General features: G+C 74.5%; 20 protein-coding genes. 9 read left to right on the forward strand and 11 right to left on the reverse strand.

The window, feature by feature from the left end; all coding sequences use genetic code 11:
* Nucleotides 1-244: 244 nt before the first annotated feature.
* From ABD284_RS23295 to ABD284_RS23305, 3 genes are read left to right on the forward strand one after another with little or no spacing between them, the layout of a single operon-like run.
* Entirely contained in the window at nucleotides 245-982 is a 738-nt protein-coding gene (locus ABD284_RS23295; protein WP_344147673.1) for a glycosyltransferase family 2 protein, read from the forward strand.
* Nucleotides 979-1,731, forward strand: coding sequence for a TIGR04282 family arsenosugar biosynthesis glycosyltransferase (locus ABD284_RS23300; RefSeq protein WP_344147676.1), 753 nt, complete (start codon nucleotides 979-981; stop codon nucleotides 1,729-1,731). Before ABD284_RS23295 ends, ABD284_RS23300 begins: the two co-directional genes overlap by 4 nt.
* Entirely contained in the window at nucleotides 1,731-2,408 is a 678-nt protein-coding gene (locus ABD284_RS23305; protein WP_344147679.1) for a class I SAM-dependent methyltransferase, read from the forward strand. The genes ABD284_RS23300 and ABD284_RS23305 overlap by 1 nt, the downstream gene beginning before the upstream one ends.
* Nucleotides 2,409-2,440: 32 nt before the next feature.
* Here ABD284_RS23305 and ABD284_RS23310 read toward each other — a convergent pair whose 3' ends face one another.
* Together ABD284_RS23310 and ABD284_RS23315 are read right to left on the reverse strand one after the other, a co-directional pair.
* Nucleotides 2,441-2,932, reverse strand: a complete 492-nt coding sequence (locus ABD284_RS23310; protein WP_344147682.1) for a hypothetical protein — start codon at nucleotides 2,930-2,932, stop codon at nucleotides 2,441-2,443.
* Complete coding sequence (locus tag ABD284_RS23315; RefSeq protein WP_344147685.1) at nucleotides 2,929-4,350, reverse strand: molybdopterin-dependent oxidoreductase; 1,422 nt, start codon at nucleotides 4,348-4,350, stop codon at nucleotides 2,929-2,931. Before ABD284_RS23315 ends, ABD284_RS23310 begins: the two co-directional genes overlap by 4 nt.
* A 324-nt stretch (nucleotides 4,351-4,674) precedes the next feature.
* Between ABD284_RS23315 and ABD284_RS23320 the strand changes: the two genes are divergently transcribed.
* Together ABD284_RS23320 and ABD284_RS23325 are read left to right on the forward strand one after the other, a co-directional pair.
* A complete protein-coding gene (locus tag ABD284_RS23320) occupies nucleotides 4,675-6,069 on the forward strand; it encodes a hypothetical protein (protein ID WP_344147688.1) in 1,395 nt (464 codons plus the stop codon).
* 182 nt (nucleotides 6,070-6,251) lie between these two features.
* Nucleotides 6,252-6,866 carry a glyoxalase gene (locus ABD284_RS23325; RefSeq protein ID WP_344147691.1) on the forward strand — a complete coding sequence of 205 codons (615 nt, stop codon included), beginning with the start codon at nucleotides 6,252-6,254 and terminating at the stop codon, nucleotides 6,864-6,866.
* A gap of 295 nt (nucleotides 6,867-7,161) precedes the next feature.
* On the opposite strand, the gene ABD284_RS23330 is transcribed toward ABD284_RS23325, so the two are convergent.
* The 8 genes from ABD284_RS23330 to ABD284_RS23365 all read right to left on the reverse strand — a co-directional run bounded on the left by ABD284_RS23330 (nucleotide 7,162) and on the right by ABD284_RS23365 (nucleotide 17,054).
* Complete coding sequence (locus ABD284_RS23330) at nucleotides 7,162-7,848, reverse strand: hypothetical protein (RefSeq protein ID WP_344147694.1); 687 nt, start codon at nucleotides 7,846-7,848, stop codon at nucleotides 7,162-7,164.
* A 280-nt stretch (nucleotides 7,849-8,128) separates the two neighbouring features.
* Nucleotides 8,129-8,794 carry a CPBP family intramembrane glutamic endopeptidase gene (locus tag ABD284_RS23335; RefSeq protein ID WP_344147697.1) on the reverse strand — a complete coding sequence of 222 codons (666 nt, stop codon included), beginning with the start codon at nucleotides 8,792-8,794 and terminating at the stop codon, nucleotides 8,129-8,131.
* A gap of 481 nt (nucleotides 8,795-9,275) precedes the next feature.
* On the reverse strand, nucleotides 9,276-9,896 hold the full coding sequence (locus ABD284_RS23340; RefSeq protein ID WP_344147700.1) for a hypothetical protein: 621 nt from the start codon (nucleotides 9,894-9,896) through the stop codon (nucleotides 9,276-9,278).
* A gap of 504 nt (nucleotides 9,897-10,400) precedes the next feature.
* On the reverse strand, nucleotides 10,401-12,734 hold the full coding sequence (gene yicI / locus ABD284_RS23345) for an alpha-xylosidase (protein WP_344147703.1): 2,334 nt from the start codon (nucleotides 12,732-12,734) through the stop codon (nucleotides 10,401-10,403).
* 116 nt (nucleotides 12,735-12,850) lie between these two features.
* Complete coding sequence (locus ABD284_RS23350; RefSeq protein ID WP_344147706.1) at nucleotides 12,851-13,708, reverse strand: carbohydrate ABC transporter permease; 858 nt, start codon at nucleotides 13,706-13,708, stop codon at nucleotides 12,851-12,853.
* Nucleotides 13,705-14,673, reverse strand: a complete 969-nt coding sequence (locus ABD284_RS23355; protein WP_344147709.1) for a carbohydrate ABC transporter permease — start codon at nucleotides 14,671-14,673, stop codon at nucleotides 13,705-13,707. The genes ABD284_RS23350 and ABD284_RS23355 overlap by 4 nt, the downstream gene beginning before the upstream one ends.
* Nucleotides 14,670-15,911 (reverse strand): sugar ABC transporter substrate-binding protein, encoded by a 1,242-nt coding sequence (locus tag ABD284_RS23360; protein ID WP_344147712.1) that lies wholly within the window; start codon nucleotides 15,909-15,911, stop codon nucleotides 14,670-14,672. The genes ABD284_RS23355 and ABD284_RS23360 overlap by 4 nt, the downstream gene beginning before the upstream one ends.
* A 108-nt stretch (nucleotides 15,912-16,019) precedes the next feature.
* Entirely contained in the window at nucleotides 16,020-17,054 is a 1,035-nt protein-coding gene (locus ABD284_RS23365) for a LacI family DNA-binding transcriptional regulator (protein WP_344147715.1), read from the reverse strand.
* Nucleotides 17,055-17,696: 642 nt separating this feature from the next.
* Here ABD284_RS23365 and ABD284_RS23370 point away from each other — a divergent pair.
* A complete protein-coding gene (locus ABD284_RS23370) occupies nucleotides 17,697-18,041 on the forward strand; it encodes a hypothetical protein (protein WP_344147718.1) in 345 nt (114 codons plus the stop codon).
* A 257-nt stretch (nucleotides 18,042-18,298) separates the two neighbouring features.
* On the opposite strand, the gene ABD284_RS23375 is transcribed toward ABD284_RS23370, so the two are convergent.
* Nucleotides 18,299-18,430 carry a hypothetical protein gene (locus ABD284_RS23375; protein ID WP_344147722.1) on the reverse strand — a complete coding sequence of 44 codons (132 nt, stop codon included), beginning with the start codon at nucleotides 18,428-18,430 and terminating at the stop codon, nucleotides 18,299-18,301.
* Between the two features lie 353 nt (nucleotides 18,431-18,783).
* On the opposite strand from ABD284_RS23375, the gene ABD284_RS23380 reads away from it, so the two are divergent.
* The 3 genes from ABD284_RS23380 (at nucleotide 18,784) to ABD284_RS23390 (ending at nucleotide 22,486) form a co-directional block, all read left to right on the forward strand.
* The gene (locus tag ABD284_RS23380) at nucleotides 18,784-19,284 is read left to right on the forward strand and encodes a DUF3592 domain-containing protein (RefSeq protein WP_344147725.1); all 501 of its coding nucleotides are present in this window, start codon (nucleotides 18,784-18,786) and stop codon (nucleotides 19,282-19,284) included.
* A gap of 122 nt (nucleotides 19,285-19,406) precedes the next feature.
* Entirely contained in the window at nucleotides 19,407-19,895 is a 489-nt protein-coding gene (locus ABD284_RS23385) for a DUF3592 domain-containing protein (RefSeq protein WP_344147729.1), read from the forward strand.
* A gap of 131 nt (nucleotides 19,896-20,026) precedes the next feature.
* The gene (locus ABD284_RS23390) at nucleotides 20,027-22,486 is read left to right on the forward strand and encodes a PEP/pyruvate-binding domain-containing protein (protein ID WP_344147732.1); all 2,460 of its coding nucleotides are present in this window, start codon (nucleotides 20,027-20,029) and stop codon (nucleotides 22,484-22,486) included.
* Nucleotides 22,487-22,518: the final 32 nt, after the last annotated feature.

Raw genomic sequence — 22,518 nt, forward strand, 5'->3', positions numbered from 1 at the left:
TGGTTCTTGGCGCCGACCCGCCCGCCCGCCGCCGGCGCCGCGCGGCCCGCGCCGGAGATTTTTTTCCGCCGCGCCGGGTCGCTCCGTGGTCGGCGGCTCCGAAGAACCGTTACGCCCCGGGGCTCCTGCGCGGTGTCCCGGGCGTGGTGACAAATGACAGGGAACGAAGAGTGCAGGATCGTTGACTCTTCGTGAGTGATACGGCGGCGGGGAGAGCCTCCGCCAGGCCGGCGCAGGAGGTGCCATGGGCGAAGGCGAGCCGCGCGGAGGTCCGGAGCGGGGATTGTCGGGGGGACCGGTGGGCGGCGGGGCGCCGCCGGCCGACGTGGTGCTGCCGTGCCTGGACGAGGCCGAGGCCCTGCCGTGGGTGCTGGACCGCATACCTTCCGGGTGGCGCGCGATCGTCGTCGACAACGGCTCCACCGACGGTTCCGCCGAGATCGCGGCGCGGCTGGGCGCGCGGGTCGTCGCCGAGCCCCGGCGCGGCTTCGGTGCGGCCTGCCATACGGGCCTGCGCGCGGCCGAAGCGGAGTTCGTCTGCTTCTGCGACTGCGACGGCTCCCTGGACCCCGCGCTGCTGGTGTCCATGGTCGCGTCGGTGCGCAGCGGCGCGGCCGACCTGGTCGTGGGTCGGCGCCGCCCCACCGCCCGCGGCGCCTGGCCACCGCACGCGCGCGTGGGCAACGCCGCTGTTGCGCGGATGCTGCGCCGCCGCACCGGGGTGCGCCTGGGCGACATCGGACCGCTGCGCGCCGCACGGCGCGCGGCCCTGCTCGGCCTCGCCCTGACCGATCGCCGCTCGGGCTACCCGCTGCAGATGGTGGTGCGCGCCGCCGACGCGGGATGGCGCATCAGCGAGGTCGACGTGCCCTACGCCCCGCGCAGCGGGCGCTCCAAGGTCACCGGCACCTGGCGGGGCACCTGGACGGCGGTCCGCGACATGCGCGCGGTCCTGCGCACACCGTCGGAGGAGACCCGATGACCGGCCCGGACGGCGGCCGGCGCGACACCGCCGCCGCGCAGGCCGGCACCCGGTCCCCGGAGTCCGCACGGCGCGCGCCCGCCCCGCGCGCGGCCGAGCGCCGCGCGCCCACCGGACCGACGGCGCTGCTGGTCATCGCCAAGGAACCGCTGCCCGGGCGGGCCAAGACGCGGTTGGCACCCGCCCTCGGCGCGGAGACGGCCGCCGAGCTCGCCGCCGCGGCCCTCGCCGACACCCTCGACACGGTCCTGGCCGCGCCCGCCCGCCGCAGAGTGCTCGTGCTCAGCGGCGAACCGGGGCCGTGGCTGCCCGAGCGCGGGTTCGAGGTCGTCGCCCAGGCCAGCGGCGGCCTGGACGAGCGGCTCGCCGCCGCCTTCGCCGCCTGCACGGGTCCCACGCTGCTGATCGGCATGGACACCCCGCAGGCCACCCCGTCCCTGCTGGCGCCTGCGCTGGCCGGCGACGCCTGGCAGGACGCCGACGCGTGGTTCGGCCCCGCCGAGGACGGCGGGTTCTGGGCGCTGGGAATGGCCCGCCCCGACCCGCGCCTGCTGCGCGGCGTGCCGATGTCCACCGAGCGCACCGGCGCGATCCAGCGCGACCGGCTGGTGCGGGCCGGCCTGCGGGTGCGCGACCTGCCTCCGCTGGTCGACGCCGACACCCCCGAGGCCGCCGCCCGCGTCGCCCGGGCCGCCCCCGGCGGCCGGTTCGCGGCGGTCTGGCAGCGCAGCTGTGCGGGAGGTGCCTGATGGCGGGCGCGGGCGCCGCGCACACCGCCGCAGCGGCCCGCACCGGCGACCCCTACTCACGGGCGCTGGGGAGCGGCCGCGGCCCGCTGTACCTGCGCTGCGCGGACGGACGCGTGCTGCCCCTGGAGATCGAGCGCTGGTGCGCCCTGCCCGACGCGGCCGACCACTCGGTCCTGCGGCGCTGCCTGGGCACGGTGCTCGACGTCGGCTGCGGGCCGGGGCGGATCGTGGCCGACCTCGCCGGGCGCGGGCACCGGGCCCTGGGCGTGGACGTCCACCCCGACGCCGTGCGCCGCACCCGCGCCGCCGGCGGCCGGGCCCTGTGCCGCAGCGTCTTCGACCGGCTGCCGGGTGAGGGCGGCTGGGACACGGCGGTGCTGCTGGACGGCAACATCGGCATCGGAGGCGCGCCCGAGCGGCTGCTCGCGCGCCTGGCCGAGGTGGTGGCCCCGCGCGGCCTGCTGCTGGTGGAGGCCGCGGGCGAGGACGTCGACGAGCGGATGGCGGTGCACGTGTGCGACGGCCGCGGCCGGTGCAGCGCCCCGTTCCTGTGGGCGCGCGTGGGGCTGCGCGCCCTGGCGGCGGCGGTCGGCAGCACCGGGTGGGAGGTGGCCGAGACGTGGCACCGGGGGAGCCGGTGCTTCGCCGCCCTCCGGCGCGCCGGGGCGGCCCTATGAGGACCGCCCGGCCGGCGGCGGCGCGGCGCGGCTCAGCGGGCGGGACCGCCCCGCCGCCCGGCCCGGGCCGCCAGCACCCGCGCCCCCAACAGCAGCGCCGAGGCGCCGAAGAGGACGGCCGTGGCGAGCAGCCAACGGCCCGCGAAGACGTCGCCGGGCATGCCGGTGACCTGCTCATAGCCTCCCGGCAGGCCCAGGATCAGCGGCAGCCAGACCAACAGCAGCAGCCCGGAGAGCAGGGCGGGCACCCGCACGTGGTTCAGCCACGGCCGCGGCCCGCGCCCGTCGCCGCCGCGGCCGCGGACGCCCGCCGCCGCCTGGGCGGCGCGGTCCAGCGCCGAGTACGCCGGCAGCAGGACCAGGTCGTGGGCGATCGCGGCGCCGGCGAACCACACCGCCACCGCGACGGGGTCCTCGGCGAGCAGGCGAAGGCCGGCGTAGGCGGCGAGCGCCAGCGAGCACACCGTCAGCACCAGGTGCAGCCCCGATCCGCCGTACCGGCTCAGCAGGCGGCCGCCCGTCACGTCAGCCCGCCGAAGGTCAGCCGGCCCACCCACTTGGTGTTGTGCACCCCCGGGTTGGCCGGGACGATCACGCGCGCCGGGAACCCGTGGTCGGGCGAGAGGTCGGCGCCGTTGACCCGCAGGGCCAGCAGGGAGCGGGGATCGCGCACCTGGTTGGCGCGCAGCGCGGCGGAGCGGAAGGCGCCCTCCCGCTGCACCGACTCCACCATCACCCCCGGCGGGCCGCCGTCCCCCGACCTCGCGCCGACCAGCGCCGCGAGGTCGGACAGCCGCACCCCGCTCCACTCCTGGTCGGTGGTCGACCACCCCTCCACGCAGGCGATGGGCAGCTCCGCGCTGCGCTGGGCCAGCTCCAGCAGGTCCGCGCGGTCCAGCACGCGCTCGCGTCCGCCGCCGCGCACGGTCAGCCTCCAGTCGGGGCCGATGTCGGAGGGTGAGACGCCCGCGGCCGCGGTGGTCTTGTTGACCTGGAATCCGTTGGGACCGGTGCCCGGCGTGCGCCCGCGCGGCGCCAGCAGCGCGGTCTCGCGCAGCGGACCGCCGATGCTCTGCCCCGCGGTCACCGCGAACAGGGTCAGCGACCCCAGCCCGACGACCCCCAGCGCTCCCCTCCGCGACACGGTTGCCGGAGCCGGGCGCACCGCCTCCAGCCCGGTGCCGCCCCGCACCGCGGGGGAGGGGCGGGCGGCGGGCGGGAGCGGGCCCGTGTCGCGCCCGCGCGTGCGCAGCGCACGGACCACCACGCGCAGCCGCAGGGCGACGTGCACGGCCAGCGCGGCGATGAAGACCCAGGCGCCGTAGAAGTGCAGGCGGTAGAACGAGCCGGGGAAGAGGTAGGTGAGCTGGACGTTGAGCAGGCCTGTGGCGAACTGGAACACCGCTCCGCCGACGAGCAGCAGCAGGGACAGCCGCTCCAGCGCGTGCGCCGCGGAGCGCACCGGCGGCCAGGTGAACAGTTTCGGGATCACCGACCACAGCTTGGCCAGCAGCACCGGCACCAGCACGACGCCGAGGGTCACGTGCAGGCCCTGCGTCAGCCGGTAGAGCCAGTGCGGGTCCGTCGGCCAGTCGAACAGGTAGAAGCCGAGCAGGCCCTTGTCGGGGGTCGTGTCGTTGACCGGCGCCAGGTCGGGATTGTAGGCGGCGTAGGAGAGGAGACCGGTCGTGAACACCACCGCGACCCCAGCCAGGAGCACGAGGCCGAGCACGGAGGTCAGCCACGGGCCCCGCAGCGGGCTGCGCCAGAACCCCGGGCGTGAGGGGCCCGGCGGGCCCTCGCGTGCAGCCGAGCCCAGGCGACCGCGCAGGCCCGCGGCCTTTGCGGCGCCGGGCCTTGCGCCGCTGCCGCCGCGCGGCGGTGGGCCGCCCGCGGGGTCCGTCCGGCCGGGGCCGCCCTCACCGCGTCCGCTGTCGTCCATTCCGGCCTCCCGCACGTCGGCCTGCGCGCACTCGCTGCGGGCGGAGCCCGCCGATCTCCCGTGCTGCGCGAGCGGTCCCCTCCAGCCGGGTCCGAGCGGTCGGCGCGGCGCCCCGCCGCCGCCCCACACCTTAGGCGCGGCTGCGGCGGACCGCTCTTACGACGCGCCACGGCGTGCGCCGTCCCCCGCGGGCCTCCGCTCGCCGGCGGCGCGGTCCCGGCCGCCGCGCGCGGCCCGCCCGGCGCGCCGCCGCATCGCCGCCGCTGCTCTTGCCGGAGCGGGCGGCGGCCGGTCGCTGCGGCGGACGGCACCCGCGGAGGCGCTGTGAGTACCGCCCGTCCGCAGCGGCCCGCCCCCGAAACCGCGGCGCCCCGCGCCCGTCGCCGCCCCGACGTCGCCACGGCCGTGGGCGCGGCGGTGCTCGTCGCCACCGCCGCGGTCGTCGGCGTGCTGATCGAGCGCGCGGGCCAGAAGCTCTACGTCGACTGGGAGCCGCTGTACTCCGACTGGATGCCGCACGTCGGCCCCGGCACCCTGCCCGCGCTCGCGATCGCGGTGGCGGTCGTGGGCTGGGGCCCCGCGGCCGCGGCCCGGCTGCCCTGGCGCGCGCTGGTGTGGTGCTCCTGGGGCGCGGCGATGGCCTGGACCTTCGCGCTCGCCCTGATCGACGGCTGGCAGCGGGGCATCGCCGGCCAACTGCGCGGCAAGCACGAGTACCTCCTGGCCATGCACCGCTGGGACGACCCCGGCGCGGCGCTGCGCGGCTTCACCGACTACATCCTGATCGACGTGCCGGACAACTGGCCCGCCCACGTGGCCGGGCACCCGCCCGGCGCCATGCTGACCTTCGTCGGGCTGGACCACGCCGGCCTGGGCGGAGGGGCGTGGGCCGGCGTGTTCTGCATCGTCGTCGGCACCTCCGCCGCCGCGGCGATCCTGGTGGCGCTGCGCGCCCTGGGCGCCGAGCAGCCCGCGCGCCTGGCCGCGCCGTTCATCGTGCTGGCACCCGCCGCGGTGTGGGTGGGCACCTCGGCGGACGGCTACTTCGCCGCGGTCGCCGCCTGGGGCCTGGCCCTGCTCGCGGTGGCCGGGACGGCGGCGCGCGCCGGCGCGCGCTGGGCCGCGGCGCTGGGCGCGGGCCTGCTGCTGGGCTGGGTGCTGTACCTGTCCTACGGACTGACACTGATGGCCGTCCTCGCGGTGGCGGTGCTCGCCTGCATCCGCACCCTGCGGCCGCTGCCCCTGGCCGTCCTCGGCGCCGCGGCGGTCGCGGCGGCGTTCACCGCCGCGGGGTTCTGGTGGCTGGAGGGATACGACCTGCTCGTCACCCGCTACTTCCAGGGCGTGGGCGGCAAGCGGCCCTACTACTACTGGGTCTGGGCGAACCTGGCCATCGTGGTGATCACCGCGGGACCCGCCGCGATAGCCGGACTGCGCCGCGCCGTGCTCGCCGCGCCGGCGGCCGCGGTGCGCCTGCGCCGCGGACCGCCCCGGGGAACCGACGCCCTGGTGGTCCTGGCGACGGCCGCCCTGCTGGCGATCGCCGCCGCCGACCTGTCGGGCATGAGCAAGGGCGAGACCGAGCGGATCTGGCTGCCGTTCGTGGTGTGGGCGGTACCCGCCGCAGCTCTGCTGCCCGCACGCGACCACCGGGTGTGGCTGGGTGTGCAGGCCGCGCTGGCGCTGGCCGCCAACCATCTGCTGCTCAACGGCTGGTAGTGCGCCCGGGCGGACGCCCGCGCGTCCGCCCGGCCCACCGGCTCCCGTTTCCGGGCGCAGCAGGGGCCGCCCGGGTGCCGTACTCGCTCCCGCCGGTGCGGGGGCCGTCCCCCGCGAGGGAACGGCCCATCGGTCAGGAATCGAGAAGCGCAGTGCTGTGAGCTGCCACTAGCGTGATGACCATGGCGTCCATCGAGTTTGTCGTGATCGAGGCGGCCGACACCGCGGCCGCCGACAGCTTCTACACCGCCGCCTTCGGAATGGGCGGCCGGGTGCGCGTGCGGGCCTCGGAGGAACCCACGACCGGCTTCCGCGGGTTCACCCTGTCACTGGTCGTGCCCGGGCCGGCCACGGTCGACGGTTTCGTCGGCAGGGCCCTCGACGCCGGAGCCGTGGCGTTGAAGCCGGCCGCGAAGTCGCTGTGGGGATACGGCGGCGTCGTACAAGCACCGGACGGGACGATCTGGACGGTCGCGTCCTCGTCAAAGAAGGACACCGGCACCGACACGCGGCGGATCGACGATTTCGTGCTCCAGCTCGGCGTCGCGGATGTGGCCGCGAGCAAACGGTTCTACGTCGACCGCGGCTTCGACGTGGCGAAGAGCTACGGCCGCAAGTACGTCGAGTTGGGCCCGCCGTCGAGCCCCGTAAAGCTGGCGCTCTACGGGCGCCGCGCCCTCGCCAAGGTCGCCGGCGTCTCCGCCGAGGGCGAGGGATCGCACCGGCTCGCGGTCGGCAGCGACGCGGGACCCTTCACCGACCCGGACGGGTTCGTGTGGGAGGCGGCATCGTCCTGAGCCGGCGGCTGCCGCGTTTTCGAAAAGGCGGGCGGTTTCACCGGCCTGCGACGAGATGCCCGCCCGCCTCGCCCTCGGCACCCGCCCGCGGAGCGGGCACATGTCCGCCATTCGAGTCGTGCTCGCCGAGCGCAGTACCGAGACGGTGAAGGCGCTCTTCGTTCGGGCGGCCCCGGCGCCGCACGAACGAAGAGCGCCTCGTGCGTTCCATCCGGTCCTCCTCCCTGTCCGGGGTATCGGGGAACGAGGGCCCGATCCGGATTTCTTCGGCCGGAAGGAAGGGCCGGTTGGTAATTCAGGCCGCCCTGCGCACCATGTCCGTGAAGGCGAGGAATGTGTAGTACTGGACGCAGCCGCTTCCCGCCGCGACCGCTGCGAGAACCGTCCACTCCAGGTCCCAGGGAAGCGACCACGCCTCGGTGAGCCCGGGGAAGTAGGCCGGTTCGGTGGCGAAGGCCCAGGCCGATGCGGTATCGACCGCGACGTGTGCGCCGACGACGATGCCGGCGAGGACCGCGACGGCCAGCAGGGCCAATGCGCCGAGCATCACCTGCAGGAAGGTGTGGCGGATGATGCTGAGCGACTCGGTCTCCTTCACCCGGTCGGCGATCATCCCGGTCACGATGAGGGGCGCCACCACCACGAACGCGGCGCAGGTGTACTGCCACGGCCAGGAGTGCTCGAACAGCCGTTGCCAAACGGCGTCGGGCACGTCATCGAAATCGGTTCCGGGGGTTGCCGCCACCCGGGCCGCCCAGTCCAGGCCCCATCGGAGCATCCTGTGCAGTAGCCATCCTCCGCCGACGAGGGCCGGGACGACGACCGCTGCATTCAGCGCAGCGGTCAGTCGGGCGATCTCGCGAGTGTAGCGGTCCGGATCTTCCTTGACGCGCTTCACCACGGTGCTGCATCCGTAGACGAGTGCCGTGGCGACGAGGGTTGCCACTACCCCCGACAGTGTCGGGTAGAGGAATTCGTTCACACCGGAACTGTAGATTCGGAGCACGGGGGGATTCGCTGCATGGCCTGACATGGCCAGAGCTCCGTGTGTCCGATCCGGCCCGGGAACCGGCGCTTCCAGTGCGCCGCGCAGGCCGGTGAACCGGGAACACCCGGCACTCAGCAGGGCTCGGCCCCTGCGCGCGACGTCGGCGGGTGTCAGGGCCGGCGGCTCCGGAGCCGTTGCGGGCCGGGAATGGCCGGGCAGCCATGTGTGTGTCAAGGCGAGTGGGCCGGCGATGCGTTCGGTCTCAGCCGTATCCTCAGCCGTACAGGGCGAGTACGGCCGCGACGGCCGCGGTGTTCCACAGGCAGTGACTGACCATCGGGGCGGTCAAGCGGCCTGTGAGCAGGAAGAGGCCGACATAGACGAGTCCGGCCACGGCGATGGAGGCCGCCTCCGGGCCGCCGGCGGGCACGTGCAGCAGACCGAAGAGCAGCACCGACACGGTCGCGGCCACGCCGACCGCGCGGCGGCGCCGGCGGAAGGCCTCCGGCAGCGCTTTGATCAGGAATCCGCGGAAGTAGAGCTCCTCGGCGATGCCGCCCCCGATCACGCCGAGCGCCAGCGTGGCGGCCAGGGCGGCTCCGCCGGCGGCCGCGTTGTCCAGCACCTCGCGCACCTCGGCACTGTCGGCTCCACCCGCCATCGGGACGAGGACGCCGAACTCCAGCAGCAACCGCGGCACCACGACGGCGGCGCCCAGCGCGCTGTCGCGAACCCAGTGCCGTGTGCTCAGTCCGACGTCTGCCCACCGCAGCCGGCGGCGGCGCAGCCACCACGCCGTGATGGCCCATACCAGCAGCAGCTCGACCAGCGCCACGGTGATCAGCGCCGCGGGCCCCTGGTCGGTGAAGACACCCGCCGCCAGCGGAGGCGCCACGAGGGCGATCAGGGCTCCGCCGAGGAACACCAGGCTCGCCCGCACGGGTGCGGGGCGCTGTCGCTCCGGTTCCGCAGAGTCCGGCCGCGCCGCGGGTGCCGGCTTCCCGCGCTGTGCCGGTTCTCTCGCCATGGGAAGGGAGCCTACACGCCGATTGCGGGCTGGAGCCGGGTCCGACCGAGGAGGGCGTGAACGGTGCTTTGGCCGACCGCGCGCTGCGCCGCCCGCCCTCCGGTGGCGCGACCGGCCCGCCGCTGCGCCTCCCTGCGCTTCCTGCGCCGAGAGGGCGCGCACCGTCTGCCGATCCGGCCCGCGTACGGCCGGTGAAGGATGGGCACCGCCGCCGACGGGCGCCGTGCCCGGCCGCACGTTTGCCGAGGGCCGATCGCCGCCTATCCGTCCACGCAGGTCAACGGCGCGGCTGTGACATGCGCGGGGGCGGCCCGACCGGATGCCGCCCCGAGGACGGTCCCCTCCTGTGCGGGGACGGCCCCCGGCCGGCAGGGTTCGCACCTGCGGTCGGCCGCTAGAAGTCGCGGGTCCAGGTGTACCAGGGGCCGCTCAGGTGCTCGTAGGCGTCGTCGGCGCTGCCCGGCGGCGTGCCGTCGGGGCTGTAGGCGAAGCCCCGGTCGTTCAGGAACCCGGCGCCCTCGACCAGGAAGCGCGCGCCCGCCTGGTCGCCGAGGTCCTCGGCCCGCCTCACCCGGTAGGGCCCGAACCGGTCGGGGGCCTCGGCCGCGGATGCGTCGGCGGCGTAGTCGGCCACCGCCGGTTCGGCCCAGGCGGTGCCCGCGCGCATGCAGGCGCCGGACTGGGTGAGCCCCACTGCGGCGACCATGATCCCCAGCACCGCGCCCCACCGCGCCCAGTCATGCCACCGGGGACGCCCCCGCCGCACGCCGAAGACCGGCTGCATGACCGCCTTGATGCCGACGGCGAGCAGCAGCAGCGCCCAGACCGACGTCGTCGCCAGCAGCGGCACGAAGTAGCCGCCCGGCACCGAGTACGTCCACAGGCTGAACAGCGCGGTGACCGCGGCGGCGACCCCGACGACCCACCCCGGCGGCCCCGCGAACCAGCGGCGGAACCGGGAGTCGCCGGGTGTCCTGCCCGGTTTGAAGGCCTTGTTTCCGGTCGCGTCGACCACGGTCGCCGTCCTCCTGGTTCGGGGGCTGAGGTGCGGACATCCTGCCACGCACCGGGTGCGGACGCAGACCGCCCGACGCCCGTCGGACGGCCGCGGGCGGCCGCGCGTTCCCCGCGGCCGCTCGCAGCGCCACCGCCCCCTGCCCCCGCCCGCAGCGCCGAGCGATGCTCCTATGGATGCCGAGCGGCTGTAGTGCGGGCGGGTGGCATGGTGTCGTGGTGCGTGTCGCCGCGGGTGTCCACGCCCGCTGCGGCTTCCGCGGGCTGATCGCTCATGCTGGTCGTGGTCGTCCTGTCGCCGGTTCCGTCGGGGCCGCACGCGCCGGTCGAGCGGGCGGACAGGACAGTGGCGGGGGGCCTGCGAACCAAGCTGCTCCACGGTCAGGGGCGCCCCTCCGGTCGCGTGCGGTGGCTGCCCGGCACGGACCGACATAGCGCGTAGCGGACAGCCTGCCGGCGTCGGTCGGTCCGGATCCGGCGGAGAAGCCGCTACACATCCTCACTGTCAGTCCAGGCGGACCCGCACCCGCCGGGACCCCGGCGCGGGCTCGGCGCGCAGTCCCTCGGCGGTCTCGACCACCCGCTGGGCGCCCTCCACCGACGCGGCGGCGTCGGCGCCGATCAGCAGCACGTTCCACGCGGCGGTGGTATCGGACCCGGCCTCGACCACGACCGCTCCGCCGTCGCGCCGGGTGGTGAACACCGCGGCCGGTGAGCCGTCGGCGGCCGGGATCTCGGTGCGCACCGGTGCCGCGGCTCCCGCGCCGGGGTAGACGCGCAGCGTCACGCCGTCGGCGAGGTCGTAGTCGGGGCGGTCCTCCACCGCGCCCTCCGGAAGCACCGCCCCCGGGCGCACCAGCAGCGGCAGCGAGTCGAAGCCGTGCACCTCGCGCCGCCAGGCGGGCCCGTGCACCGCCTCTCCGTCGGTCAGCCGGCGCCACTCGCCCTCGGGGACGTAGTACTCGACCTCGCCCTCGGCGGAGAACACCGGCGCCACCAGCAGGTCGCCGCCGAGCATGTACTGGGTGTCCAGGTGGTGGCAGGTCGGATCGTCCGGGAACTCCAGCAGCATCGCCCGCATGACGGGCACCCCGTGCCGGTGTGCCTCGACCGCCGCGCCGAACAGGTAGGGCATCAGCCGGCACTTCAGCCGGGCGAACCGGCGGGCGATGACGCTCGACTCCTCGTCGAAGGCCCACGGCACGCGGTAGGAGCGGCTGCCGTGCAGCCGGCTGTGCGAGGACAGCAGCCCGAACGCCAGCCACCGCTTGAACAGCCCCGCGTCGGGCGTGCCCTCGAACCCGCCGATGTCGTGGCTCCAGAGCCCGAACCCCGACAGGCCGAGCGACAGCCCGCCGCGCAGGTTCTCGGCCATCGCCCCGTAGGTCGAGGCGCAGTCGCCGCCCCAGTGCACCGGGAACGACTGCCCGCCGGCCGTGGCCGACCGGGCGAAGACCACCGCCTCGCCCTCGCCGCGCTCCTCGCGCAGCAGGTCGAACACCGTGGCGTTGTACAGATGGGTGTAGTAGTTGTGCATGCCCTGCGGGTCGGCGCCGTCGGCCCAGGCCACGTCGGTGGGGATCCGCTCACCGAAGTCGGTCTTGAAGCAGTCCACGCCCATGTCCAGCAGGGCCCGCAGCTTGCCGGCGAACCACGCGCGCGCGGCCGGGCTGGTGAAGTCCACCAGCGCCATGCCCGCCTGCCACATGTCCCACTGCCACACGGTGCCGTCGGGCCGGCGCACCAGGTGCCCCAGCCGCGCGCCCTCCTCGAACAGCTCCGAGCGCTGGGCGATGTAGGGGTTGATCCACACGCAGACCCGCAGCCCGCGCTCTTTGAGGCGGGCCAGCATGCCCGCGGGGTCGGGGAACCGCTCGGGGTCCCAGCGCAGGTCGCACCAGTGGAACTCGCGCATCCAGAAGCAGTCGAAGTGGAAGACGCTCAACGGGATGCCGCGCTCGGCCATGCCGTCGACGAACCCGGTCACCGTCTGCTCGTCGTAGTCGGTGGTGAACGACGTCGACAGCCACAGCCCGAACGACCACGGCGGCACCAGCGCGGGGCGGCCGGTCAGCGCCGTGTACCGGTCCAGGATCTCCTTCGGTGTGGCGCCCTGGATCACGTAGTAGCGCAGCGCCTGGTCGCAGACGCTGAACTGCACCCGGCCCACCGACTCCGACCCCGTCTCGAAGGAGACCGGGCCGGTGTGGTCGACGAAGACCCCGTAACCGCGGTTGGTCAGGTAGAAGGGGACGTTCTTGTAGGCCTGCTCGCTGCTGGTGCCGCCGTCGGCCTGCCAGATGTCGACCGCCTGGCCGTTGCGCACCAGCGGCGTGAACCGCTCGCCCATGCCGTAGACCAGCTCGCGCACGCCCAGCGAGAGCTGCGTCAGCATGTGGTGGTCGCCGTCGTGGGTCTCGACGAACCCGGTGCCGCGATCGCCGACCGAGGTCAGCGTGCGCCCGCCGGAGCAAAATTCCAGCCGCCACGGTCCGTCGGTGTCCACCCGCAGCGACAGCTCGCCGCTCTCCAGCTCCACCACCGAGCCCTCGCGGCGCGCCTTGGGCGCGGCGGCGGGGTCGGTGCGCACCGCGAATTCCGGAGCGGGGCGGCGGGAGCCCGCCAGGTGCGTGGTCTGCACCCCGATGACGCCCGGCGCCGGTGACCAGGCCTCCACCGTCAGCAGCGGCGTGTTCAGGGTGTCGCCGCGGTGGCCGATGGCGCGGACGGGTGCGTAGAGGGTGATGCCGTCGTCGTCGACACGGGCGTCGCGGGTCTCGCGCGCGTAGTGGGCGCGCACGCCCTCCCGTGTCTGCCAGAACCCGTCGGTGAACTTCATGGCCGCCTTCGTCTCGTGCTGCGTGCTGCGCGTGTCCTCTGCTGGGGGTCGGCGGGGGCCCGGCGGGCGCCGCCGGCGCGGCGGCGGCGCCCGCTGCGACCGGGGTCGCGGCGGCGTCACTTGATCGAACCCCCCGAGATGCCCGCCGCGACGTAGCGCTGGGCGATGACCAGCAGGACCGCCGCGGGAACGGACGACAGCGTCGCCACCGCCATCACCGCTCCCCAGTCGCCCACGTGCGCGCCCAGGTACTCGTAGATGCCCAGCGTCACCGGCTTGACCGCGTCGGTGGTGTTGAGCGTCAGCGCGAACAGGAAGTCGCTCCAGGCGAAGAGGAAGGTGAACAGCCCGCCGGTGATCAGCGCGTTGCGGCTCATCGGCAGCGCGATGCCGAGCATCACCCGCCACCGGCCGGCGCCGTCGACCATCCCGGCCTCCAGTACCTCTTCGGGGATGGCGACCATGAACGCGCGCAGCAGGATGATGGTGAAGGGCAGCCCCAGCGACGCATCGGCCAGGATGAGGCCCAGGTAGGAGTTGACCAGGTCGAGCTGCACATAGGCGTTGTAGAGCGCGTTGGCCACCACGATGCCCGGCACCATCTGGGTGATCAGCGTGCCGAAGACGACGGGGCGCGCACCGCGCAGCCGGAACCGGGCCAGCGCGTAGGCGGCCGGCGCGGCCAGCGCCAGGCACACCGCCACGGCGCCCAGCGCCACCAGGATGCTGGTCAGCAGGTTGCCGGCCTGCGACTCCCAGGCGCGCCGGAAGTTGCTCAGGTCCAGTGTCTGGGGCAGCCACCGCACCTCCGACAGCGCCGCCGCGGGCTGCAGGGCGATGTTGACCATCCAGTACAGCGGGAACAGCAGGACGGCCAGGATCAGCACGCCCAGGACCGTGCCGGTGTAGTCGCGGCGCCCGGTGCGCGCCGGGCGCGTGCCCGCGCCCCGGGCGCTGCTCGCGGTGCTGCTCATTGCGCCACCCCCTCGCGGTTGGCCCGCAGGTAGATCACGGCGAAGACCATGCTGATCAGGATGAGTACGTTGCCGACCACGGCGCCCTGGCCGAAGTCGAGCTCCAGGAAGGACAGCTGGTAGGTGTGGGTGCCCAGCGTCTCGGTGGCGTTGGCCGGGCCGCCGTTGGTCAGCGCCAGGATCAGGTCGAGGATCTTGACGGTGGACATGAAGCCCAGCACCAGCACCACGGTGACCACCGGCCGCAGCATCGGCAGCGTCACGCCGAAGAACCGCCGGAAGAAGCCCGCGCCGTCCAGCACGGCCGCCTCGCGGATCTCCTTGGGGATCTCCTGCAGCCCGCCGTAGAGGATGACCATGTTGAAGGGGACCCCGATCCAGATGTTGACCAGGACGACCGACAGCAGCGCGAAGTCGGGGCTGCTCAGCCAGGGGATCGCGGAATCGGTGAGCTGGAGGCCCTGCAGCGCCTCGTTGAGCACCCCGGTCTCCTGGTCGAGTACGCGGCGCCAGAGGGTGCCGGCGACCACCATCGGGATCAGCCACGGCAGCAGGAGCAGCGAGCGCATCACGCCCGACAGCGGGAAGCGCCGCGAGAAGAACAGCGCCAGGGCCATGCCGATGGTGAACTGGCCGATCAGCGACCCGGCCGTGAACAGCAGGGTGTGCCACAGCGAGGAGGCGAACAGCTCGTCGCCGAGCACCGCACGCCAGTTGTCCAGGCCCGTGAACGGCGCCTCGCCGGTGAAGTAGGTGGCCGGGGTGTAGCTCTGGAAGCTCATCACCACGTTGCGCACCAGCGGGTAGCTGAAGAACACCAGCATGTAGAGCACGGCGGGGGCGACGAACAGCCATTGGGAGGCGACGCGGCGGCGCCGGGCGGTCGCGCGCCGGTCCTCGGATCGGAGGCGCTCCCGGGACGCGGGCCCGGGGGAGTTCGCGGAGGCGGAGATGGTCGTCGTCATTGCCGGCTCCTCAGTTCCTGCCGCACCTGCGACTGCGCCCGCGACATGGCCTGCTCGGGGGTCGCCTCACCGGTCAGGGCGGCCTGCAGGGCGGTGCCGATGGCCTGGGAGTAGACGTTCCAGTCGGTGCCGACGTGCTCGGTCCGGCTGCGCGCCGTCTCGACCTGGTCGGCGAACGCCGCCAGCTTCGGCACCTCCTCGCGGTACCGCTCGGCCGCCTGCGGGTTCACCGGTACGTTGCTGGCCTTGGTGGACCACTCGAGCTGGGCCTGCGGCTCGGTCAGGCACGCCACCAGCTCGCCGGCGGTCTTCTCGCGCTCGGGGTGCTCGGTGTTGACCGGCACCGTGAAGGTCGTTCCGCCGATGGGCGCCACCGGCTCGTCGCCCTCCTCGGGTACCGGGACCTCCACGACGCCCCAGTCGAGGTCGGGGTGCTCGGCCAGCACGGGCTGCTGCCACGGGCCGTTGATCATCATGGCCGCGTTGCCCGCGATGAACTGGTCGTTGACGTCGGCCTGGGTCCAGTTCACCGCCGAGCGCGACGCCGATCCGTCCTCGACCAGCGAGACGACGAACTCCAGCGCCTCCACCGACTCCGGCGAGTCCAGCCGGCGCTCGTCGCCGCCGTTGGACCACAGCCACGGCAAGAACTGGTAGACGCCGTCCGCGGTGGACAGCGCGCTGATCGCCAGCCCGTAGCGGTCGCCCTCGGTGAGCCGCTCCGCCGACGCGCGCAGCTCGTCCCAGGTCCGCGGCGGCGCGACGCCCTCCTCCTCCAAAATGTCCTTGTTGTAGAACAGTCCGAGCGAGTTCACCGACCGGGCGGCGCCGTAGTAGGTGCCGTCGTAGCTGCCGAAGGAGCGGGCGCCCTCCGACAGGTCGTCGGGCGGCATGCCCAGCTCGGCCAGCGGCACCAGGCCGCCCGCGGAGGCGAACTGGGGCATGTCCGAGCCGTCGAGCACGAGCACGTCGGGCAGCGAGTGCGACGAGGCCATGCGCAGCGCCTTGGGCACCAGCTGGTCGGCGGGCACGCTCAGTTGGCGCACCTGCACCCCGGCGCGCTCGCCGCACTCCTTCATGACCTCGTCGTCCCAGCTGTGGTAGGGCTCGTCGGTGCTGGAGTTCATGATCGTGTACACGTCCGGGTCGGGCTCGGCGGCGCATCCGGCGCACAGCAGGGCCAGCGCGGCGGCCGCCGCGGGCACGCCGCGCGGCGGCCGCAGTAGGCGGTCTCTCATGGGGGTCTCCGTAGGGCGGGCGCAGCGGCCCGCGAGGGGTGGCGGACTCCTGGTCGGGGGAAGGGGACGGCGGGGCGGCGGGAGGCGCCCCGGGCGCGCGGCCGGGGGTCAGGGAGCCGGAGCCACCGTGGACCCCCGGATCATCCGCGGCGGGATGAGGCGGTGCCGAGCGGAGGGGCCGCCGGAGCGGCCGGGGTCGCCGGCCGCCTCGACCGCCTCGGCGGCCAGCCGGGTCACGGCGGCCGACATCTCGGCGACGGGCAGTTCGATGCGGGTGACGTCGAGGCCGCCGAGGTCCTCGGGGAAGCTGCCGACGGCCACCAGAGACACGTCGCGGGGCACCTGGATCCCGCGCGCCGCCAGATGCCGCAGGATTCCGGGGATCGCCGCGGGGTGCTGGACGGCCAGTGCCGTCGGCGGGTCCGCGGCGTCGAATCGCGCGTCGAGCCTGCGGTACAGCTCGGCGGGGTCGCCGCTGGAGTGGCAGACGTCGACGTGCGTGGCCGCCTCGGCCGCGGCGCGCTCGGCGCCGCGGATGCCGCGGACGGAGTAGGTGCGCCGGGTGTCGACGTCCTCCTCGACCGTGGCCAGGTACAGCACACGGCGGTGCCCGGCGTCGCGCAGAGCGCGCACGGAGGCCAGCGCGGACTCCTCCCAGTCGAGGTCGGTCCAGGGGGCGGCGGACTCGTCGGCGGGATGGCCGATCAGCGCGACGGGGAAGTCCAGCACGCGCATGGCCGCCACGCGGGGGTCCTCCATCTCGACGCCCATCAGCACCGCGGCATCGGCGAACCGGCTGCGCGCAGCCCGTTCCAAGCCCGCGCCGGCGTCGCCCGCGCCCGGCGGTGTCACCAGCAGCACCAGGTAGCCGTGCCGCCCCGCGGCCTCGCTCAGCCCGTACATGAAACGACCGCCGACCGGGAGGTACCCGGTCCCCGACAGCGGCAGCGCGAGCGCGAGGACGTCGGTGCGGGTGCTGCGCAGCGACCGGGCCCCGGCGTTGGGGTGGTAGCCGAGCTCCTCGACTGCGGCCTGCACGGCGGCGCGGGTCTCGGCCGAGATCTTGCGGGAACCGCTGAGCACATAGGAGACCGTGCTGGGCGCGACCCCCGCCGCCTGGGCGACGTCTTTGATGGTGGCCATCGGCTCCGCGCCTCCTCGCTCGTGTTCGAATCGATTCGACGAACGATTGCACTCGTTAGTCGAATCGATTCACCGCCGGGCGGCATGCTAGGCGTCATACGCCCGTGTGGCAAGCCCCACAGGAGAGGACGCCGGCGCCGGGACCAGCGGTCCGAGCCGGCGGTGAGAACGCTTCGCCCGGCCGGCGGCGGCCCGGACGGCGGCCGGTCCGTGGCCGCAATCGGCCGGATGCACGTTTCCGCCGCCGTTTCCGCACACAGCCCGTCACAGCACGCGACAATGGTGCGGCTTCCAGGTCACCCGGCCGGACCGCTCCTGTGGTCCTCGTGCGTGTGATCGTCGTCAACAGTGTGCGTGGGGGCGGTTGCAAGCGCGTCTCCACCAGCCGAGCATCGGTAGCGGGGGACCGGCCGTGGGTACGTACTGGGAGAAGCATCCCAAGAAAGACGGTCGGGAAGTCCTCCACGAGTTCGACCGCCTAGGCTGGAGAATCGAGGATCCGCCCAAGTACTTCACCGTCTACTGTCCGTGCGGTGATCACATGACCCATATCCACCTCACCCCTTCCAACCCTCGCCACTGGGAGGAGCGGCTCCGCTGGGCGAAGCGTCGATCATGCATGAGGACGACCGAGGAGGACCGATGAGCAAGCAGGCGGTGAAGGTTGCTTTCGACCTTTACGTCGCGACTGCCGTTCCAGTGTCTCCCGCGTCGTTCCACCGGCGAGCGAGCTCCCTGATGGATGCGCTCATGGACCTCGACGCGTGCAACGACGACATCGCGGACCCCACTGTGAGCAGCGACGCCGGAGAATCGGTGATGAATGTGGAGGTCCTGGTCTTCACCGACGACCCGATCGCAGCGCTGGAGAAGGCGTCCGCGATCCTGAGGACCGCGCTGCACGCCGCCGGAGCCGCGACCTCGGCGTGGCCGATCACCCGCATGACGCATCACACCGGAACCGTCACCCGTCTGGCCGAGGCCTGACGCGTCAGCGTGGGCGTGCCCCCGGCCCGCGCGTACCCGGCGGAAGGCGGGCCTCCCGGGAGCGGCAGCGAAGCGGTACGTCGCCGAGCCCAGGAGCCGGCGGGGCGCGGTCCCACTCGTTGTGTGAACGCTCCCACAGGCGTTGCGGGACCACCGGTCGGATATGCAGGGATCGAATCGCGGCTCCGGCGTAGTCCCAGGTGATTCGGACTCCGCCGGCCTGCGAGCGATCCCGGTACCCTCCCTTCTGCCACGCGCTACCCGGCCGCCTCCCGCAGCACCCGCACGCCGCCCGCCGGTACGGTCCAGTGCCGGGCGGGACCCTCGTCGGCGAGCAGGTCGGTTCCCGCGAGGGGGGCCACGGCGTCGGCGCCGGTGTGGTTGAGCACGACGAGGAAGGACTCCGCGCCCGCGGTCCGGCCGGCGCAGCCGGGCGAGGCTCTGCCGGCTTCGCCCGTCGGCTTCTTCGACCCGCTGGCGCGTCTTCACTGCGTTCTCGGTCTCGGGGCCCTCCCGGTCCGGACGGCGCAACCGGTGCCCTCGATCCGGTGGCCGGCCCAGCGCAGGGTCGTTTCGCGCAGTCGCGCCCCTGCCGGCCCGCCGGCGCCGACGACACGGCGCCGCAGGCGCTCGCGCGATCCGGTCCGCGGATTCGCATCGGCCGGGTCCGGCCTTAGTCGGAACCGCGGCCGCGCCGGGTGCATTTCAGGGACGGTTGAACCGGCCGACGGAAGGCGAGGCAATGAGGGAGCACCCCACCACCGGGATCGGCGGGCTGCTGCACGGCAGGCGGCGCAAGCAGTCGCTCATGGTCATCGGCGCGATTCCGGCGGTCGGCGGCGGCCTGCAGTTCTTCCAGGGCACGACCGACTACTCCGACCACACCGCGCGCGTCGAGGCGACCGTGGTCGAGCGCGAGGTCGCCGTCTCCGCCTCCGACCCCGGCGAGCCGGCGGTGGAGGAGATCACGGTCTACGTGGGCTACCGGGCCGAGGGCGCGGAGCACGACCGCGTCGAGCTCGCCGGGCTCGGCGCCGACACCTACCAGGAGGGCGACAGGCTCACCGTGGCCTACGCGCCGGGGGAGCCGGGCCACGCCGTCACGCCGCGCAGCACCGGCGCGTGGGCGTACTCCTGGCGCCTGCTCTTGGGCGCGGCCTCCGTGCTCGCCGGGCTCGGCGCCGTCGCCGCGGGGGCCGTGCTCCTGCGCGGCGCCTCCCGCACCGAACGCCGCGGTCCCTGACCCCCTGCCCGGAGGCCCCGCCGTCCGGCGGTGCGGGCGCGCGGCGCTGGAACCCCGGCCGCGGGCGGCGCGTCCGAGCATTCGAACAGTGCAGAGGCGATGAGGAGACGAGGACGGTCCCCGTGGGCGGCAAAATGCGGTTCGGGTCCAAGCGGAAGCGGAAGCGCCAGTCGGTGCTGGGGATCGGGGGCGCGTTGGCGATCGTCGGCGCGGCCTTCCTCCTCCAGGGGATGACCGACTACACCGATCACACCGCGCGCGCCGAGGCGACGGTGGTCGAGCGCGACGTGGACGTCGACTACGACGACGACGGCGACCGCAGGGAGGACGTCACCGTCTACGTCGACTACGCGGCCGCAGGCGCCCCGCAGTCCCGTGTCGAGCTCCGCGGCCTGGGCTCCGACGGCTTCCACGAGGGCGAGACCCTCACCGTCGCCTACGCGCCGGGGGAGCCGGGCCACGCCGTCACGCCGCGCAGCACCGAGAAGGGCGCCTACGCCTTCGGGTTCTACCTGGGCGTGCCGATCCTCCTGCTGGGGCTCGGCACGACCGCCGTCGGAGTCCTCGTCCTCGTGCGAAAGGGCGGCGCGAAGGCCGCGCGGCTCCCTTAACGCCCCCCTGACGGCCGAATGCCCCCGCGGCTCTGGCCCGGCGCACCGCGCGGCGGCACCATGGCGGCAGGACGCCGACGGTCTGAGCCGCCCCACGGCGGGCTCTTCGGCGCCGCGAGGAGGAATGCGCGATGGACGTGGTGAGGCTGGACGCCGTTGCGGCGGGCATGGAGGAGTCCGTCGGGGGCAAGGCCGCCGGGCTCGGCGCGATGGTCGCCCTGGGTGAGCGCGTGCCGCCGGGTTTCTGCCTCACCACCGACTCCTACGCGGCGGGGGAGATCCCCGAGGATGCGCTGCTGGCGGCCTACCGCGAACTCGGGGGCGGGCCCGTGGCCGTGCGCTCCAGCGCCACCGCCGAGGACCTGCCCGAGGCCAGCTTCGCCGGCCAGCAGGAGACCTACCTCAACGTGGAGGGCGAGGGCGCGCTGGTCGACGCGGTGCGCCGCTGCTGGGAGTCGCTGGAGACCGACCGGGCCCGCGCCTACCGCGAGGCCAACCTGCCGCCCGGGACCGAGGCGCGCATGGCCGTGGTCGTGCAGCGCATGGTCGACGCCGAGACGGCCGGCGTGCTGTTCACGGCCGACCCGACGACCGGCAGCCGCTCGCGCAGCGTCGTCGACGCGGTACCCGGTCTGGGAACGGCGGTGGTCGACGGCAGCGTGACCCCCGACCACTACGTCCTCGAAGCCGGCGCCCACCCCGAGGGCCCCGACGACGGCTGCCTCTCGCCCGGGCAGCTCGCGGAGCTGCACGCGGCCGGCGAGCGGCTGCAGCACGGCCTCGGCGCGCCGCAGGACGCCGAGTGGGCCTACGACCGCGACGGCGTCCTCTGGCTGCTGCAGTCGCGCCCGATCACCGCGCTCTTCCCGCTCCCGGCCGAGCCCCGGAGGCCCGGGCCCCGCTTCTACGTGGAGGTCGGCAACATCCAGGGCATGGTCCGGCCGTTCACCCCCGTCGGCATGTCCATGCTCGAAGAGGCCGTCGAGCGCATGTTCGCCGTCGCGCGCCTGGACGACGGCGTCCGGGACTACGTCGACGTGGCCGCGATCGGCGGCCGGCTCTTCGTCGACCTCACCGGCCTGATGCGGATGCCGCGGGTCCGGCCCGACCTGGCCGACAGCATGACGGTCTACGGCCCGCGGGTGCAGGCCGCCGTGCGGCGCATGGCGCAGGACCCGCGCTTCACCGCGGTCCCGCCACCCGGCCGGTTCCCCGTGCTGCCCGTGCTCCAGTTGGCGCTGCGCTACGGGCCGTCCTCGGTGCTCGCCTGCGCCGACGTCCTCGCCCGCCCCGAAGCGGCCCGCGCCCGGGCCCGCGCGGGCGTCGCCGAGCTCCGCCGCCACCGCGGTCCCGGCGCGGAGGCCGACGCCGCCGAGCGGCTGCGCTACCTCCGCGAGGACGGCTTCTCCGCGATCTACGGGCCCGCGATCGCCCGGGTCGCGATGCCGACCATGGTCGGCGTGTTCCTGCCCATGGCGGTCCCGGCGCTGCTGAAGGGCGTCGCCACGGCCGAGGAGGCCGCCGAGGTCCTGGCCGGGGCGCCGCACAACATCACGACCGAGATGGACCTGGAGCTGTGGCGGCTGGCCGAGGGAGCGGCCGAGCACCGCGACCTGCTGACCGGGACCGACCCCGGCGAGCTGGCGGCCCGCTACCACGCGGGGACGCTACCCGACATCGGCTTGGAGGGGTTCCTGCGCCGCTACGGCCACCGCGCGGGCGGGGAGATCGACCTCGGCGTGCCGCGCTGGGCGGAGGACCCCGCGCCGCTGTTCGCGACCATCGCGAACTACCTGCGTTCGGACGATCCCGACCAGGCGCCCCCGCGGCGCTTCGAGCGCGCTGCGGCCCGCGCCGAGGCCGCCGTCGCCGACCTGTCGCGGCGCGCGGTCCGCGCCCGGCCGGTGCGCGGGCGCGTCGCCGCGTTCCTGATGCGCCGCACCCGCGAGCTGGTCGGCATGCGGGAGCTGACGAAGTTCGCCTGGCTGATCCCCTACGCCGAGATGCGCCGGCAGCTGCTGCTCGCCGGAGCCGAGCTGGCCGACCGCGGCCTGCTCGACGCGGCCGAGGACATCGTGTTCCTCGATCTCGACCGGGCCCGCGCGGCAGCCGAGCGCGGTGTCGACCAGCGCGACCGCGTCGCCGAACAGAAGGCCTTCTACACCCGCGAGCTGCGCCGCCGGCACGTCCCGGCCGCGATGCTGTCCGACGGCACCGACGTCGAGGCGCTGGCCCCGCCGCTGCCCGCCTCCGAGGGGACCCTCGTCGGCGCCCCGGCCGCGGCGGGCCGGGCCACGGGGCGCGCGCGAGTGGTCCTCGACCCGGCGGGCGCACGGATCGAACCGGGGGAGATCCTGGTGGCCCCGACCACCGACCCGGGGTGGACCCCGCTGTTCATGACGGCCGGCGGCCTGGTCACCGAGACCGGGTCGGCGGTGGCGCACGGCCCCACGGTGGCGCGCGAGTACGGCATCCCGGCCGTGATCTGCCTGAGCGGGGCCACGCAGACGATCTCCACCGGCGACCTGATCACGATCGACGGCGGCGCCGGGACGGTGGTCGTCGAAGAGGAGGCGGACAAGACGGCGTGAGGCCGGCCGGTCAGCCGGTCGGCCTTGAGGGC

Source organism: Streptomonospora arabica, from assembly GCF_039531585.1.
Classification (GTDB): Bacteria; Actinomycetota; Actinomycetes; order Streptosporangiales; family Streptosporangiaceae; genus Streptomonospora; species Streptomonospora halophila.